Genomic DNA, 15,362 nt, shown 5'->3' on the forward strand with positions numbered 1-15,362 from the left:
AGCCGGTTGTCGAGAGGTGGGTTCAGTGCTGCGTGGGGATGTCGGGCTTGAGCTGGGCCAGCGGGTCGCGCGGGCGTTGCGCGTCGCCCTGGACGTGGACATCACCGCCGAGGAAGCGCTGATCCGACCGTCCAACCGGGACGGTGCCGACTACCAGTGCAACGTCGCGATGAGCCTGGCCAAGAAGATCGGGAAGAACCCGCGTGAGGTCGCCGCGCTGATCGTCGAGCACCTGGACGCGCAGGACGCGCTTGAGACGCCGGAGATCGCTGGGCCCGGCTTCATCAACCTGAAGTTGCGGCGCGAGTGGCTCGAGGCTCAGGCCGCGAACCTCGTGGGGGACGCGCGGCTCGGCGTGCCGAAGACCGAGGAGCCCCGGCGGATCGCCATCGACTACAGCAGTCCCAACGTGGCCAAGGAGATGCACGTCGGGCACCTGCGGTCGACGATCATCGGGGACGCGTTCTGCCGGCTGCTGACGTTCGCCGGGCACGAGGTCATCCCGCACAACCACCTCGGTGACTGGGGGACTCCGTTCGGCATGCTCATCGAGCACCTGACGGACGAGGGTCAGGGGGCCGAGCACGAGATCAGCGACCTCAACGCGTTCTACCAGCAGGCCCGGCAGAAGTTCGACAGCGATCCCGGGTTCGCGGACCGGGCCCGGCGTCGCGTGGTGTTGCTGCAGGGGGGCGACGAGGCGACGCTCAAGTTGTGGCACGAGCTGGTGGGCGAGTCGCAGCGGCACTTCAACCAGATCTACGAGCTGCTCGGCATCGGGCTGTCGGCAGGCGACAACTACGGCGAGAGCTTCTACAACCCCTACCTCGCGGACACGATCACCGAGCTGCAGCAGAAGGGTCTCATCGAGACCAGCGACGGCGCGCTCTGCGTGTTCCCGCCGGGGTTCAGCAACCGCGAGGGTGACCGGTTGCCGCTCATCGTGCGCAAGAGCGACGGCGGGTACGGGTACGCCACCACGGACTTCGCGACGGTGCGGTACTGGGTGCGGGACCGGAAGGTCGACGAGCTCATCTACGTCGTCGGGACGCCGCAGGCGCAGCACTTCCAGATGATCTTCGCGACCTCGAAGCAGGCCGGGTGGCTCGACGACGCGCACACCGCCGTGCACACCGGGTTCGGCACGATCCTCGGGGCCGACGGTAAGACCATCCGGACGCGGGCCGGCGGGACGATCAAGCTGATCGACCTGCTCACCGAGGCCGTCGAGAACTCCTACAAGGTGATGCCGGAAACGTCCGAAGTGGAGGGTGCGGAGAAGGACGCGCTCGCCCGCACGATCGGACTGGGCGCGGTCAAGTACGCGGACCTCTCCAACGACCGGGAGAAGGACTACGTCTTCACCTGGGAGAAGATGCTCGCCACCACCGGCGACACCTCGGTCTACATCCAGTACGCGAACGCCAGGATCCTGTCGATCGGGCGCAAGGTCGGGCGGGTTCCCGCCGAGAACGCGCCGCTGGTGCTGCAGGAACAGGCCGAGCGCGACCTGGCGTTGAAACTGCTGCAACTGCCCACGGCGATCCGGGCGGCCATCGACGAGCTGGCCCCGCACAAGCTGACGAACTACCTGTTCGAGACGGCGACGGCGTTCTCCGCCTTCTACAACGACTGTCCCGTCGCGACCGCGGAGACGCAGGAGTTGCAGGACTCGCGGCTGCAGTTGCTCGCGCTGACGTCGCGGGTGCTCACGCTGGGGCTGTCCCTGCTCGGTATTGGAGCACCCGAAAGGCTGTAGCAGGTTTATCCCTGGTCAGGCAGAGGTACGCAGTGATCGCAACTCTTTCCCCCAGCCCACCGGGAGTCGCGATGACCTGCACCACTCGTTTGCCCAAGCCGGTCACCGAAGTGTGGGACTGGCAGATGGACGGTCTGTGCCGTGGGCAGAACAGCGCGGTCTTCTTCCACCCGGACAACGAGCGCGGGTACGCGCGCGCTGCCCGGGAGGAGAAGGCGAAGGCGATCTGCGAGCAGTGCCCGGTACTGGCACAATGCCGCGACCACGCGCTCGAGGCTCAGGAGCCGTACGGCGTGTGGGGCGGCATGGGGGAGGACGAACGGCGCCAGATCGTCGTCGCGGCCCGGCGCCGTGTCCGTGCCTACTCCTCGAGCACGTCCCTGAGCTGACGCAACGTCTTCGCGAGCAGACGCGAGACGTGCATCTGGGAGATGCCGACCTTCTGCGCGATCTGGGTCTGGGTCATGTTGCCGAAGAAGCGCATGACCACGATCTTGCGTTCGCGCTCGGGCAGCTTCTCCAGCAACGGGTGCAGCGCCTCGCGTTGTTCGATCATCGCGATCTCGGGATCTTCCTCGCCGATCGTGCTGCCCAGCGAGATCGACGAGTCCTCCGACATCAGCATGTCGTCCAGGGACGCGCTCTGGTAGGCGTTTCCGGCCGCGAGTCCTTCGTGGATCTCCTCGCGTGACATACCCAGGTGCTCGGCGAGTTCCGACGGCGTGGGCGCGCGGCCCAGCGACTGCGACAGCCTCGACGTACCCGCGTTGATCGCCAGGTGCAGCTCCTTGAGCCGCCTCGGCATCCGCACCGACCAGCTGGAGTCGCGGAAGTACTTCCGGACCTCACCCATGATCGTCGGCACCGCGAACGACAGGAAGTCGCTGCCGCGGTCGGGGTCGAAGCGGTCGACCGCGTTGATCAGGCCCACCGTCGCGACCTGGACCAGGTCCTCGTGCGGTTCGCCGCGGTGACCGAATCTGCGTGCGATGTGCTGGGCGACCGGGAGGTGTTCGGTGACGAGCCTGTCCCGCAACGTCTCGCGCGCCGGGCCTGCGGCGGTGACCGCGAGCTCGGCGAACAACGGTGCCAGGTGGTCGTAGTCACCGGAGCGGGAGGACTTGGCCTCCGGCTTGGTCTCCTCCGTCTTGGTGGCCTCTTCCGCCCCGGTCACGCATCCACCGCCCCTGCCGTGGACTTCACGAGGTCGATGTGAACCACGAACCCTTCGGTCTCCTCGACCGCGGTCTGCACCGAGTCGACGAGCGCGGTCAGCACCCGCCAGCCGAAGCTGGCCTCGTCCGGGCCGGCCGCGGACTTCGCCGACACCTTCGCGGCGACGTGCACGGCACCTCTGTCGTCCACCGCGAAGTGGCAGCTGAGCACCGCGTCCTGAGCCGCCAGCGTGATCAGCGTCGAGCACGTCTCGTCCACGGCGAGCTTCAGGTCCTCGATCGAGTCGAGGTCGAAGTCCTGGCGCATCGCGATGTCCGCCGCGACCGCACGCACGATGGACAGCTGCGTGGGATCCGCGGCCATCCGAAGCTCGACGCCTGACAATTGAGTCACAGCCACCTCGTAGTCCGTTCTGCTGAAGGCGGGCACGTCATCGCCGTACCCGAATCGATCTCATTTCACACGTGTATTCGCGCCGTGGCCTGGGAAATCACCTGGCAGAAGCAATCAACGGGAGGGGCGCTGTGCTTGTGCACGAGGACTTCCTTGCCCTCAGATTCCCGGCGGACGCGCACGAGGTGGCGCCTGTGCGGCACCAACTTCGCCAATGGCTGCAGGGCAGCGGCTTCGGCGAGGACGAGGCGGGCGACCTCGTTCTCGCGGTCAGTGAAGCGGTCAACAACTCCGTGGAACACGCCTACCCCGGCCTGGCGGACGGCACCATCGAGGTGCGTGCCCGCGTCGACGCGGACGGCTCGGCGCGCGTCGACGTGGCCGACCACGGCCAGTGGCGCGTACCGCCTCCCGCGCTGACCACGCGGGGCCGGGGACTTCTGCTCATGCGGGAAAGCGTGGACGAGGTCGAGATAGATCGCAGGGCGAGCGGCACGACCGTGCGCCTGCGTCGAGCCCGTTCGCCCGCACTGCCCGTGGCCCGGGCCGCGACTGAATGCGACGTCCAGGTCCACGAGACCTCCTCCGGCGTAGTAGCGGTGGTGTGCGGAAACGTGCCGGCCGAGGCAGGCCCGTCGCTGCGCCGCACGCTGACCACGGCGGCACGCGGCGGCACCGTGCCGCTGACCGTCGATCTGAGTGGGCTCGGCGTGGAGAAGGGCGGAGTGGAACAGGCCCTTCGCGCGGTCGCCGAGGCGCTCGGAGCGGCGGGCAACAGGCTCACCGTCCGCGGCACCGGCTGAGCGGACCGGGTTACCCCAGGGCCGAGTCGACGGAGTCGTGCAGGCTGAAGACCTCGCCCAGTCCCGTGGCCTCCAACGGGCGCGTCACCGCCCGTGCGGTCGCCACCACCTTGAGAGCGGCGTTCTCCCGCTGGGCCAGCCGGGCGGCCTCCACGAGCACCGCCAGACCGGCGGAGCCGAGGAACGTCACGCCAGTCATGTCCACCACGAAGGTGCCGCCGTCGCCGATGCCGTTGACCAGAGCGTCGCGCAGCGCGGGCGCGGACACCATGTCGACCTCGCCGGACACGGCGAGGACCGTGGCACCGGGCGCCGGCTGCCTCACCGACAGCGCGATGGTCTGCTCCGCACGCGGGTCCTGCACAGTCACTGATGTACTCCCTCTCGCGATACAGAAACAAAGGGGAGCCGCCAACGCAGCGGCTCCTGTGCGGCTGCTGGCTCAACCGCTGCGGACACCACCGTACGGGAGTGACCGCTCGACAGGACAGATCAAGGTATCCGTACCCGGACAATGGTCGGTTCAAACGCGCAGCGCATTCCAGAGTCCTCGTGCCACCTCGAGCGCGGCGGCCGGCGGCTCGGCGGCCTCCTCCGGACTGTCCTCCAAAGTCCCGCCCACGACCAGCACCAACGCGGTGGCCACGTCCCGCAGCTTCACGTTGGCGTGCTGGCTCGCCCGCACCAGCAGTTCGAACGCCTCGCCGGGCGCGCACGGCCGCGCCCCCATCACCAGGCCCTTCGCCTGCTCGATGTAGCGGCGGTGCTGGACCATCCGCACCATCTGGTCGGCGCGCATCACCTCGCCCGCGCAGAACTCGACCACCGCCGCCGCGGTCGCGATGAGCGGTTCGATCTCCTCGATGGCCTTCAGGTCCGCGACCTGGGGCGCGTGCGAGAGGTACACCGTGAGCACCACCGGCCCGCTGTCCCCCCAGCTGCCCGGCACCGCGACGACGTGCATGCCGCCGACCTCGCCGGACACCTGCCGTTCGTCGCGCGAGGCCTCGACGAGCGGTCCCGCGCCGCTGGTCAGCTGCTCGGCGTCCAGTTCCACGGCGACCCCGAGGGCCCTGATCAACTTGCCGTCCGGCCACACGCTCAGGCCCGCGCCCTCGCAGCCGTCCAGCTGCGAGCACAGGTGGTCCATCACTCGCGAAATGAGTTCCGCACCGAATTTCACCTGGTTCACGCGCTGAGATTAGGCCCGGCCGATGAACTGGACGAGCCGTGCGGTCATCGTCGTACGACGAACGGTTGCGCAGGCAAGGACCCCGTCTTCCGTTCCGCTTCGGGCCCGAACAGCTCGGCGCGCGGTTCGATCCAGTTAACGCTTAGGACCCAAACAGGACACGTGTTCTGAACCACAGTCCGACAGAATTCGTTTCCAGGGATAACGCCGGAGCCCCGGTGCGCGACATCCCTGATGTCACGGAGGGACTGAAATGAGAACCGCCATGGAAACCCAGCCGATGCAGGACGCGGAGTGCGATTCCGCGCTGCCGACCACGCCGTGCAGCGTGGTGTGGAGCCGGGGTCACGCCTACGTGCTCGAGGGTTTCCGCGCTCGCTGGGTGGGCCGCGACGACCGGGGTCGCCCGCACGCCATCACCGGTGCCGAGATGCAGCGCCGAGGATGGACGTTCACCCGGACAGCCTGAGATTTACCTGTACGAAACGAACACAGTGAGATCGAACATCGGGCACCACCCGCAACCAGTCGCACCGCGTGCCGTGACGCCATCCGGCAGCCCTTGCGCAGTCACTCGTTTAGAGTGCGGGTGTGCGTGATCCGGCTGATCGCCTGCTGACGATTCCGAACCTGCTCAGCGTGTTGCGGCTGGCCGGTGTTCCGCTCTTCCTCTACCTGTTGCTGGGACCCCGCGAAGACGGCTGGGCGATTCTCGTCCTCGTCTTCGCGGGCTTCTCCGACTGGCTGGACGGCAAGCTCGCGCGCTGGCTCAACCAGATGAGCAACCTCGGCGCGCTGCTCGATCCCGCCGCCGACCGCCTCTACGTGTTCTGCACGCTGCTGGCGTTCGTGATCAGGGACATCGTGCCGCTCTGGGTCGCCCTCGTGCTCGTGGGGCGAGAGGTCGTCGTCGGCATCTGCCTGCTGATCCTGCGGCAACGGGGCTGGGGCCCGTTCGAGGTGACGTACCTGGGCAAGGCCGCCACCTTCAACCTGCTGTACGCCTTCCCCCTGCTGCTGCTCGCGCAGGGCGACTCGGCGTGGGCGCAGGCCGCCCAGCCGCTCGCCTACGCGTTCACGGTGTGGGGCGGGGCGCTCTACCTGTGGTCGGCGCTGCTGTACGTCCACCAGTTCTTCCTGGCCCTGCGGGGTACACCTCGCACGGTCGCGTGAAAAGATCACCCCATACAGGTTCAGCACGAGGAGCGCAGTCAGTTGATTCCCGAGGAGCTTCGTTACACCGAGGAGCACGAGTGGATCGCCACCCACGGCGAGAACACAGTGCGCGTCGGCATCACCGACTACGCCCAGGAACAGCTCGGTGACGTCGTCTTCGTCCAGCTGCCCGAGGTCGGCCACACCGTGGCGGCCGGCGACACGTTCGGCGAGGTCGAGTCCACCAAGAGCGTCTCCGACCTCTACTCGCCGCTCGACGGCGAGGTCGTCGCCATCAACGACGCGTTGGTCCAGACGCCGGACTCCGTCAACACCGATCCGTACGGCGAGGGCTGGATGGTCGAGATCAGGCTGAACGACCCCGAGGCGCTGGAAGGCCTGCTGGACGCGGACGCTTACAAGGCGTTGGTGGAGAAGGAGTGACGTCGATCTTTCGCCGGATCTTCGGCCGGAAGGGGAGCCGCGCTGAAGGCGGTGACCCCAACGCGATAGGTTTTACCGGAAGTGACGGATCCAGCAGCAGGAGGAGAGCTCAGGTGAGCACGAACGACGGCCCAGGCGTTCCGCCGGAGCAGTCCCCGGAGCGGACCTCCGTCTTCCGGGCGGACTTCCTCCAGGAGATGGAAGGCACCCCCGCCCCGGAGCCGGCTGTTGCCGGTGTTGACGCCCTTCCCGCCGGTTCCGCGCTGCTCGTGGTGAAGCGCGGCCCGAACGCCGGTTCCCGGTTCTTGCTGGACCGTGACACGACGAGTGCGGGGCGCCACCCCGACAGCGACATCTTCCTGGACGACGTGACGGTCTCGCGCCGCCACGCCGAGTTCCGCCGGGAAAGCGGTGAGTTCGTCGTCATCGACGTGGGCAGCCTCAACGGCACCTACGTCAACCGCGAGCCGGTCGACCAGGCCGTCCTCGCGAACGGCGACGAGGTTCAGATCGGCAAGTTCCGCCTCGTCTTCCTGACGGGTCCTGGCTCCGCGGGAGCCTGACGCGTGACGGCCGGGCGGCCACAACGCGGGGGCTTGAGCATCGGGGCTGTGCTCGCACAGCTTCGTCCCGAGTTTCCCGACGTCACCATCTCCAAGATCCGCTTCCTGGAAGCGGAGGGGCTGGTCCGCCCGGCACGCACCGCCTCCGGCTACCGCCAGTTCGCCGTGGCGGACGTCGAGAGGTTGCGGTTCGTGCTGTCCGCACAACGGGACAGGTACCTGCCGCTCAAAGTGATCCGCGAGCAGCTCGACTCCGTCCCCGAGGACGCCACGTCGCTGTCGCGGTTCGATCTGCTGTCCCAGACCGGTTTCACCGCCGAGCAGCTGTCCCAGCTCGAACGCGACGGTCTGCTGCGCCCCGGCCCCGGCGGCCGGTTCACCACGGAGGACATCACCGCGCTCCGCACGATCCGGACGATGACCGGGCTCGGCGTCGAGCGCGAGCACCTGCGCGCGGTCCGCGCGGCAGCGGACCACGAGGTGGTCGTGCTGAAGTCTTTCTCAGATCCCGAGACGGTTCGGGAATTGGCTGACCTGTTCACCTCGTTGCACACGTTGTTGGTGAGAGCGGGCCTGCGGCAGTCCTGATCTACCGGACAGGGGTGCAGTGTTGATCACTATCGGCCCGCAACGATTGAGCACACGGCCCGCTTGGCGGGTAGCGTCGGACATGTACGCCGGGGGATGCTCGGGTGTGAACCGGGTCGTCCTCGAACGAACAGAGGGAGGCGAGGCCCGATGAGCGAAATGCGTGTCGTCGGCGTGCGGGTGGAGCTGCCCCAGAACCAGCCGATCCTTCTTCTGCGTGAAACCGAGGGCGAGCGGTACCTGCCGATCTGGATCGGCTCCGTCGAGGCCACGGCGATCGCGTTGGAGCAGCAGGGCGTTCGTCCTGCCCGTCCGCTCACCCACGACCTCCTCAAGGACGTCATCGGGGCACTGGGGCGCAACCTCGAACAGGTCCGGATCACCGACCTGCAGGAGGGCACCTTCTTCGCCGAGCTCGTGTTCGACGGCGACGTGCGGGTGTCCGCGCGGCCGTCCGACTCGGTGGCGCTGGCGTTGCGGGTCGGCGTGCCGATCCACGCCGAGGAGTCCGTGCTGGCCGAGGCGGGCCTCATCATCCCGGACGAGCAGGAGGACGAGGTGGAGAAGTTCCGCGAGTTCCTCGACTCCGTCTCTCCAGAAGACTTCAGAGGCGCGGACACCTGAGTTTTGCGGGTGTCGCACTCCGTCTCGTATGGGCCGTGAGTCAGTTCGTTTGGATGTCCCTCAATCGGACTACTTACGGTCGTTTTATTCGCTAAACGATCACTAAACGTCACCTGAACGTCCCAGTTCGGGTGACGGTATGACTCTCCACTTGAGGTTGAGGGTCGCAACTCCCCGCGCGTCGCGTTGACCAGCCCTCGGACCGGTCTTACCGTCGAACTCGAGTGGATGTCGCTGGTTCGCGTGAGCTGACGTAGCGGCTTGACGGTCATGAGTTTCGTGGCCGTTCCGAGGGGAGGCAGGCGTGGTCGAGGAAGCGCCCTTGCGGGCCGAATCCGGGCTGCAGGGTGAACTGTTCCCGGACTCCTCGCTGCCGGACGAGCTCGTCGGTTACCGAGGACCCGCGGCATGTCAGATCGCGGGGATCACGTACCGGCAGCTCGACTACTGGGCAAGGACCGGGCTGGTCGCGCCGACGATAAGGATGGCGCACGGCTCCGGGAGCCAGAGGCTGTACTCCTTCAAGGACATCCTGGTGCTCAAGGTCGTGAAGCGGCTGCTGGACACCGGTGTCTCCTTGCAGAACATCAGGGTCGCGGTCGACCACCTACGGCGCCGCGGCGTGCAGGACCTGGCGCGCATCACGCTGTTCTCCGACGGCACCACCGTCTACGAGTGCACCTCGCCCGAAGAGGTCGTCGATCTGCTGCAGGGTGGTCAGGGCGTGTTCGGCATCGCGGTCAGCGGTGCGATGCGCGAGATCTCCGGCACGATCCACGAGTTCCCGGCCGAACGTGCGGACGGCGTCGAGATCGCCCCGATGACCGAGGACGAGCTGACCCGCCGGCGTCGCGAGCGCGCCACCGGCTGACCGGCCCAGCTGAACGGCACTGCGAACGTGGCCGACTGGCGCCGTGGGATGGCCGGTCGGCGGCAGCGATCAGACTCCGCCGATCTCTAGCGTTTCAGGCATGACGATCACCCCCTCCTATCAGGTCGTGAAGGTGCTGGAAGCGGCGGCGCAGCGCGCGCTCCGGCTGGAGTTCGGCTTCCTCGGCACCGAGAACCTGCTGATCTCGCTGATCGACACCATCGGACCCGGCCGCAAGCTCGGCGTGAAGTCGCTGCGGGCCCAGGCGATGGCGCGGGGGCCGGAGCACTGGGCCGACGAGGACGGTGGCGTCGTTCCCGAGGCTCATCCGGACGTCACGGCGTTGGTGAACGTCGCCTGCGACCGCCTTGTCGTCGAGACCGTCCCGCCCGTCAGCCGTGCGCTGGAGGAGTGTCTGCTCGCGGCGGTCGCCCAGGCCGGCGACGGCGTGCTGACCACGACCCACCTCTCCCTCGCGTTGCTGGAGCAGGGGTCCGGACGTGCCGCCGACCTGTTCGTGCTGCGCGGAGTGGACGTCGAGGCGACGGCCGCCGCGGTGCGAGCGGATGCGGCGCGGCCCTACGCGGAGATCGAGGAAGCGCCCGCCGTGCGGTTGCTGCGCAAGGCGGGCGCACTGGAAGGGGAGTCCGGCGGCGGGTACGTGCGCTGGCTGATGCGCTGGATCGCGCGCGGCCAGGGACTTGGCGGGCCGGTGCTGACCGTCGTGCGCAACGAGGCCGGACGGCTGGCCGTGGCCGCGAGGCGAGAAGTGTCGTCTCGCGATCTGGTGGAGGCGGTGGTGACGGTCGACCGCCAGTTGAAGGTGGCGGGCAGGAGGCTGAAGCCGGAGTTCGAGTCGGGCGGGGCGGCGGCGTTGCGCGAGGCGGGGATCGACCTGGCCGCGTTGCCCGTCAGCGGTGGCAAGGTGGAGCGTGCGATGGAACGCGCGAAGCTCGTCGCGGCCCGGCGCGGAGACGACGTCGTGGGCACCACGCACCTGCTCGTGGCGCTGCGCGACGACCCTTCTGACCCGCTGTCCGGGGCGTTGTCCGGTCTTGGCACTGAGATGTAGGTCGCGTCCCTGGGGACTGGTGGGGCTGCCTGCGGGTATTCTTCTCGGGTAGTCGCTGAACTCAGGCGGGAGAGACCGGGTTTCGAGCCCGGCGCCGAAGGAGCAAGTCCCTCCCCGGGAACCTCTCAGGCATCCAGGACCGCCGAGCGAGACGCCTCTGGAAAGTGGATCACCAGGTTTTTCTGGGGATCCCGCCGACGGTGAAAGCCCATCCTGACAGGTGGGTGAACCTCTCAGGCGCCCTTCGGGGTACGGACAGAGCGGGGAGGGCACCAGGACACGTGTGCCCGCAGCCCCCCGGAGGCGTTTGATGACGCAGGACCGCATTCCGCTCGCAGCTCTCGAGCACGGCACCCCGTTCGCCGACCGCCACGTCGGTCCGCGCCCCGCCGAACTCGCGCGCATCCTCGACGTCATCGGCGTCGGATCGCTCGAGGAGCTCGCGCAGCACGCGGTGCCTTCGTCCATCCACGAGCGCGACCTCGTGCTGGACCTGCCCGCCCCGGCCACCGAGACCGAGGCGCTCGCGGAACTGCGTGAGCTCGCGTCGCAGAACCGCCCGATGACGCAGATGATCGGCCTCGGCTACTACGACACCGTGACGCCGGGCGTGATCCTGCGCAACGTTCTCGAGTCGCCTGCCTGGTACACCGCGTACACGCCGTACCAGCCGGAGATCTCGCAGGGCCGTCTCGAGGCGCTGCTGAACTTCCAGACCATGGTCGGCGACCTGACCGGCCTGCCGGTCGCGAACGCGTCCATGCTGGACGAGTCGACCGCCGCCGCCGAGGCGATGACGCTGGTGCGTCGCGCCGGTCGCTCCAAGTCGAACAAGTTCGTCATCGACGCCGACACGCTGCCGCAGACGCTGGCCGTCATCGAGACGCGCGCCGAGCCGCTGGGCATCGAGATCGTCGTCGCCGACCTGTCGCAGGGCATCGAGGGCCTCGGCCTGGGCGGCGACTTCTACGGCGTGCTGCTGTCCTACCCCGGTGCTTCCGGCGTCGTGCGCGACCAGGCCGCGTTGATCGAGGAGATCCACGCCGCCGGCGCGCAGGCCGTCGTCGTCGCCGACCTGCTGGCGCTGACGCTGCTGCGCGCGCCGGGCGAGATCGGCGCGGACGTCGTCGTCGGCACCACGCAGCGCTTCGGCGTGCCGATCGGCTTCGGCGGCCCGCACGCCGGGTACATGGCCGTCCGGTCCGGTCTGGAGCGTCAGCTGCCCGGCCGTCTCGTCGGTGTCTCCGTCGACTCCGACGGCTCGCTGGCCTACCGCCTCGCGCTGCAGACGCGTGAGCAGCACATCCGCCGCGAGAAGGCCACGTCGAACATCTGCACCGCGCAGGTGCTGCTGGCCGTGATCGCGTCCATGTACGCCGTCTACCACGGTCCCGAGGGCCTGCGGTCGATCGCGACCCGCGTGCACCGCCTGGCCACCGTGCTCGCCACGGGCCTGTGCGAGGCCGGTCTCGACGTCGTGCACGGCGAGTTCTTCGACACCGTCCAGGTCCGCGTTCCCGGTGAGGCCGCCGCCGTCGTCGAGAAGGCGCGCGAGGCCGGCATCAACCTGCGCAAGGTCGACGACGACGTCGTGGCAATCGCTTGCGACGAGAAGACCACGCGCGCGCACATCGTCGCCGTGTGGGAGGCCTTCGGTGTCACCGGGTCCGATGTGGACGCGATCGACGCCGACACCGCCGACGGCATCCCGGGCGACCTGCGCCGCACCTCGGACTACCTGACGCACCCGGTCTTCCACGCGCACCGCTCCGAAACCGCGCTGCTGCGCTACCTGCGCGCGTTGTCCGACAAGGACGTCGCGCTGGACCGCAGCATGATCCCGCTCGGTTCCTGCACGATGAAGCTGAACGCCACCGCGGAGATGGAGTCCATCACGTGGCCGGAGTTCTCGACGCTGCACCCGTTCGCGCCCGCCGAGGACGCCAGGGGTCTGCTGAAGATCGTCTCCGACCTGGAGGAGTGGCTCGCCGAGGTCACCGGCTACGACGCGGTGTCGTTGCAGCCCAACGCCGGTTCGCAGGGTGAGTTCGCCGGACTGCTGGCGATCCGCGCCTACCACCGCGCGAACGGCAACGCCGACCGCGACGTCTGCCTGATCCCGTCGTCCGCGCACGGCACCAACGCCGCGTCCGCCGTCATGGCCGGCATGCGCGTCGTCGTCGTGAAGTGCGACGACAAGGGCAACATCGACATGGGCCACCTGCGCACCACGGTCGCCGAGCACGCCGACGACCTCGCCGCGATCATGATCACCTACCCGTCGACCCACGGCGTGTACGAGGACACCGTCCGCGAGGTCTGCGGCCTGGTCCACGACGCGGGCGGCCAGGTGTACGTCGACGGCGCGAACCTCAACGCGTTGATCGGCCTGGCCCGCTACGGCAAGTTCGGCTCGGACGTCTCGCACCTGAACCTGCACAAGACGTTCTGCATCCCGCACGGCGGCGGCGGCCCCGGCGTCGGCCCGATCGGCGTGAAGTCCCACCTCGCGCCGTTCCTGCCGAACCACCCGCTGCAGCCGGCCGCGGGCCCCGCCACGGGCGTCGGCCCGATCTCGGGCGCCCCGTGGGGTTCCGCGTCGATCCTGCCGATCTCGTGGGCGTACGTGCGCATGATGGGCGGCGACGGCCTGCGCCGCGCGACCCTGACCGCCGTGGCCGCCGCGAACTACGTGGCCCGCCGCCTCGACGAGCACTACCCGGTCCTCTACACCGGCGAGGGCGGCTTCGTGGCCCACGAGTGCATCCTCGACCTGCGCCCGATCACCAAGGCCACCGGCGTGACGGTGGACGACGTCGCGAAGCGCCTCGCCGACTACGGCCTGCACGCCCCGACGATGTCGTTCCCGGTCGCCGGCACGCTGATGGTCGAGCCGACCGAGTCCGAGGACCTGGCCGAGATCGACAGGTTCATCGACGCCATGATCGCCATCAAGCACGAGATCGACCGCGTCGGCGCCGGCGACTGGCCCGTCGAGGACAACCCGCTGCGCAACGCCCCGCACACCGCGGCCTGCGTGACCGTCGGCGAGTGGAACCACCCGTACACCCGCGAGGAGGCCGTGTACCCGGCCGGTACCGGTGCTCCGAAGATCTGGCCGCCCGTCCGCCGCATCGACGGAGCGAAGGGCGACCGCAACCTGGTCTGCTCCTGCCCGCCGCTCGAGGCGTACAGCAGCTGATCCGAGTCAGTGAGAAAACGGGCGCACTCGGGGATGCGCCCGTTTTCTCATGCTCCGACGGGGCAGGCGTCGTCGCCGCAGTTCTCGTCGACGCTCAGGCCCGGCTTGTTCAGGTCGTGCTCGAACGCGAAGTGGAAGCAGTCGGGATGCATCCGCTCGAACAACTCGAAGTCTTCCCGTTCCAGCTCGACCGTCTCACCACACCGCTGACACGTCTGTTCTTCTGACACGCGCAAATGGTCTCACCCGCGCCGTGCGAACAGGACCGCGCCATCGGTGCCCAGCAGCCACTGCGCCTCCACGGAGAATCCCGCCTCCCGCAGCCAGTCCGCCACGCGCTCGGGCTTGCGCAGATGAACGTGCACGCGCATCGGATGCCCGCCGTAGCCCCGCGTCTTCAGGTTCGTGCGGTCGCCGACGTGAAAACCGAGCTGCAGCAACCCGTCCGGACGCAACGCCCGGTGGAAGTGCTCGAAGACGGCCGGCACCTCGTCGTCCGGCACGTGGATCAGCGACCACCAGGCGATGATCCCGCCGACCGAGTCGGTGAGCGGCTCGGTCATCGATCCCACCTCGAACCGCAGCCCTGGGTGGTCGCGCCGGGCCAGCGAGATCATCGCGGGGGAGAGGTCGATCCCGAACGCGTCCACGCCGAGCTCGTTCAGCAGCGCGGTGATGGTGCCGGGCCCGCACCCGACGTCCGCGACGGGCCCGCGCACCTCCTCCGCGAACAACCGCAGCGCCGCCCGCAGGTGCGGGAGACCGTCCAGGAGGTCGCGCGTGTACTCCGCATAACTGATCGAGACCGTGTCGTAGGAGTCGCGTGTGTCCGTCAGCCAGTCGCTCACGCCGAGGGAAGTTACTCCTCGAACGGCTCCGGGCGGTGCCGTCCGAAGAGCGCCAGCGCGGCGATCCACGTGTCCGGATCGCCGTCCCAGTCCATGGCCTTGATCTGGTCGGCCGACCGCCGCCCGCCGATGGCCCGCATCAGCTCGAACGACGTGGTCCGCAACGTCCCGGCCGGCTCGCCGTGCCCGAGCACGCGGTCCCCGTGCTCCAGCGTGATCCGCAACGCCGGCACGTCGTTCTCCCGCATCCGCTGGTCGAGCTCCTGCAACGGCCGCACCAGCGCCGCCCGCACCTCCACGCCGTCCCGATCGCCGGGAACCCCCAGCGCCGCGCGGAGGTCGTGCTCGTGCGCGACCACCTCGGACACGAGGATCGGCCCCATCGGGGTGTCGAACAACGGCTGGACCAGCGCGAGGTTCGCGTCCCACTCGGCGAAGGCGTCCTCCAGCGAGTTGTCGCGGCGGTCGCGGACCTGCCGTTCGCCCCACTCACCGGACTCGACGCCGTCGAACCGGCGGTCCGCGAAGTCGCGCAGACCGCCGGCGAGGTGCGCCACCACGTCCTTGACCGACCAGCCGGGCGTCGCCGCCACGGGTGTCTGCGGATCACGACCCTCGACGAGTGAGGTGATCCGGGTTTTGGCCGCGTCGTAGACGGGGGCGTTGGTCATG

The 15,362-nt window shown here is 68.7% G+C and carries 19 protein-coding genes and 2 riboswitches; of the genes, 12 read left to right on the top strand and 7 right to left on the bottom strand.

What is annotated here, in order from left to right; translation table 11 throughout:
* Positions 1-25 precede the first annotated feature (25 nt).
* A complete protein-coding gene (gene argS / locus ACIRG5_RS39475) occupies positions 26-1,759 on the top strand; it encodes an arginine--tRNA ligase (protein ID WP_402914840.1) in 1,734 nt (577 codons plus the stop codon).
* Positions 1,760-1,830: 71 nt separating this feature from the next.
* Positions 1,831-2,148: a WhiB family transcriptional regulator gene (locus ACIRG5_RS39480; protein ID WP_402914843.1), complete on the top strand. Its 318-nt coding sequence runs from the start codon at positions 1,831-1,833 to the stop codon at positions 2,146-2,148.
* On the opposite strand, the gene ACIRG5_RS39485 is transcribed toward ACIRG5_RS39480, so the two are convergent.
* Together ACIRG5_RS39485 and ACIRG5_RS39490 are read right to left on the bottom strand one after the other, a co-directional pair.
* Complete coding sequence (locus ACIRG5_RS39485; RefSeq protein ID WP_402914845.1) at positions 2,121-2,933, bottom strand: SigB/SigF/SigG family RNA polymerase sigma factor; 813 nt, start codon at positions 2,931-2,933, stop codon at positions 2,121-2,123. The genes ACIRG5_RS39480 and ACIRG5_RS39485 overlap by 28 nt on opposite strands.
* Positions 2,930-3,328, bottom strand: coding sequence for an ATP-binding protein (locus tag ACIRG5_RS39490; protein WP_330273707.1), 399 nt, complete (start codon positions 3,326-3,328; stop codon positions 2,930-2,932). Before ACIRG5_RS39490 ends, ACIRG5_RS39485 begins: the two co-directional genes overlap by 4 nt.
* A 137-nt stretch (positions 3,329-3,465) precedes the next feature.
* Here ACIRG5_RS39490 and ACIRG5_RS39495 point away from each other — a divergent pair, with 137 nt between their 5' ends.
* Entirely contained in the window at positions 3,466-4,131 is a 666-nt protein-coding gene (locus tag ACIRG5_RS39495) for an ATP-binding protein (protein ID WP_402915153.1), read from the top strand.
* 10 nt (positions 4,132-4,141) lie between these two features.
* On the opposite strand, the gene ACIRG5_RS39500 is transcribed toward ACIRG5_RS39495, so the two are convergent.
* Entirely contained in the window at positions 4,142-4,501 is a 360-nt protein-coding gene (locus tag ACIRG5_RS39500; RefSeq protein ID WP_402914848.1) for an STAS domain-containing protein, read from the bottom strand.
* Between the two features lie 153 nt (positions 4,502-4,654).
* Positions 4,655-5,323 carry an ANTAR domain-containing protein gene (locus tag ACIRG5_RS39505; protein ID WP_402914850.1) on the bottom strand — a complete coding sequence of 223 codons (669 nt, stop codon included), beginning with the start codon at positions 5,321-5,323 and terminating at the stop codon, positions 4,655-4,657.
* Between the two features lie 253 nt (positions 5,324-5,576).
* Between ACIRG5_RS39505 and ACIRG5_RS39510 the strand changes: the two genes are divergently transcribed.
* The 9 genes from ACIRG5_RS39510 to gcvP all read left to right on the top strand — a co-directional run bounded on the left by ACIRG5_RS39510 (position 5,577) and on the right by gcvP (position 13,842).
* Positions 5,577-5,792, top strand: coding sequence for a hypothetical protein (locus ACIRG5_RS39510; protein ID WP_402914851.1), 216 nt, complete (start codon positions 5,577-5,579; stop codon positions 5,790-5,792).
* A gap of 122 nt (positions 5,793-5,914) precedes the next feature.
* Complete coding sequence (locus tag ACIRG5_RS39515) at positions 5,915-6,496, top strand: CDP-alcohol phosphatidyltransferase family protein (RefSeq protein WP_319978813.1); 582 nt, start codon at positions 5,915-5,917, stop codon at positions 6,494-6,496.
* A 42-nt stretch (positions 6,497-6,538) separates the two neighbouring features.
* Positions 6,539-6,922 carry a glycine cleavage system protein GcvH gene (gene gcvH / locus ACIRG5_RS39520; RefSeq protein WP_319978814.1) on the top strand — a complete coding sequence of 128 codons (384 nt, stop codon included), beginning with the start codon at positions 6,539-6,541 and terminating at the stop codon, positions 6,920-6,922.
* Between the two features lie 113 nt (positions 6,923-7,035).
* Entirely contained in the window at positions 7,036-7,485 is a 450-nt protein-coding gene (gene garA / locus ACIRG5_RS39525) for a glycogen accumulation regulator GarA (RefSeq protein ID WP_093604716.1), read from the top strand.
* Positions 7,486-7,518: 33 nt separating this feature from the next.
* Positions 7,519-8,073 (top strand): MerR family transcriptional regulator, encoded by a 555-nt coding sequence (locus ACIRG5_RS39530; protein WP_330273712.1) that lies wholly within the window; start codon positions 7,519-7,521, stop codon positions 8,071-8,073.
* A 150-nt stretch (positions 8,074-8,223) separates the two neighbouring features.
* Positions 8,224-8,697, top strand: coding sequence for a bifunctional nuclease family protein (locus ACIRG5_RS39535; protein ID WP_030468959.1), 474 nt, complete (start codon positions 8,224-8,226; stop codon positions 8,695-8,697).
* 304 nt (positions 8,698-9,001) lie between these two features.
* Positions 9,002-9,568, top strand: a complete 567-nt coding sequence (locus ACIRG5_RS39540; protein WP_030476305.1) for a MerR family transcriptional regulator — start codon at positions 9,002-9,004, stop codon at positions 9,566-9,568.
* Between the two features lie 100 nt (positions 9,569-9,668).
* On the top strand, positions 9,669-10,640 hold the full coding sequence (locus ACIRG5_RS39545) for a Clp protease N-terminal domain-containing protein (RefSeq protein WP_402914855.1): 972 nt from the start codon (positions 9,669-9,671) through the stop codon (positions 10,638-10,640).
* A gap of 56 nt (positions 10,641-10,696) precedes the next feature.
* Positions 10,697-10,792: riboswitch (glycine riboswitch) on the top strand.
* 3 nt (positions 10,793-10,795) lie between these two features.
* Positions 10,796-10,901, top strand: a riboswitch (glycine riboswitch).
* A gap of 49 nt (positions 10,902-10,950) precedes the next feature.
* Positions 10,951-13,842, top strand: coding sequence for an aminomethyl-transferring glycine dehydrogenase (gcvP, locus tag ACIRG5_RS39550; RefSeq protein WP_402914857.1), 2,892 nt, complete (start codon positions 10,951-10,953; stop codon positions 13,840-13,842).
* Positions 13,843-13,889: 47 nt separating this feature from the next.
* Here the strand turns inward: gcvP and ACIRG5_RS39555 are convergent, their stop codons facing one another.
* The 3 genes from ACIRG5_RS39555 to ACIRG5_RS39565 are packed head-to-tail and all read right to left on the bottom strand — an operon-like array spanning position 13,890 to position 15,361.
* Complete coding sequence (locus ACIRG5_RS39555) at positions 13,890-14,072, bottom strand: hypothetical protein (protein ID WP_330273715.1); 183 nt, start codon at positions 14,070-14,072, stop codon at positions 13,890-13,892.
* Between the two features lie 12 nt (positions 14,073-14,084).
* Positions 14,085-14,690, bottom strand: a complete 606-nt coding sequence (locus ACIRG5_RS39560; protein WP_402914860.1) for a class I SAM-dependent methyltransferase — start codon at positions 14,688-14,690, stop codon at positions 14,085-14,087.
* A gap of 11 nt (positions 14,691-14,701) precedes the next feature.
* Positions 14,702-15,361, bottom strand: coding sequence for a maleylpyruvate isomerase family mycothiol-dependent enzyme (locus tag ACIRG5_RS39565; protein ID WP_402914863.1), 660 nt, complete (start codon positions 15,359-15,361; stop codon positions 14,702-14,704).
* Position 15,362 lies beyond the last annotated feature (1 nt).

This window comes from Lentzea sp. NPDC102401, from assembly GCF_044765805.1.
In the GTDB taxonomy this organism is placed as follows: domain Bacteria; phylum Actinomycetota; class Actinomycetes; order Mycobacteriales; family Pseudonocardiaceae; genus Lentzea; species Lentzea sokolovensis.

Bases quoted from the DNA above. Each gene is read 5' to 3' on its own strand.
- ACIRG5_RS39565 (WP_402914863.1), bottom strand. From the start codon at position 15,361: ATGACCAACGCCCCCGTCTACGACGCGGCCAAAACCCGGATCACCTCA.
- ACIRG5_RS39480 (WP_402914843.1), top strand. From the start codon at position 1,831: ATGACCTGCACCACTCGTTTGCCCAAGCCGGTCACCGAAGTGTGGGAC.
- ACIRG5_RS39535 (WP_030468959.1), top strand. From the start codon at position 8,224: ATGAGCGAAATGCGTGTCGTCGGCGTGCGGGTGGAGCTGCCCCAGAAC.
- ACIRG5_RS39545 (WP_402914855.1), top strand. From the start codon at position 9,669: ATGACGATCACCCCCTCCTATCAGGTCGTGAAGGTGCTGGAAGCGGCG.
- gcvP (WP_402914857.1), top strand. From the start codon at position 10,951: ATGACGCAGGACCGCATTCCGCTCGCAGCTCTCGAGCACGGCACCCCG.
- ACIRG5_RS39510 (WP_402914851.1), top strand. From the start codon at position 5,577: ATGAGAACCGCCATGGAAACCCAGCCGATGCAGGACGCGGAGTGCGAT.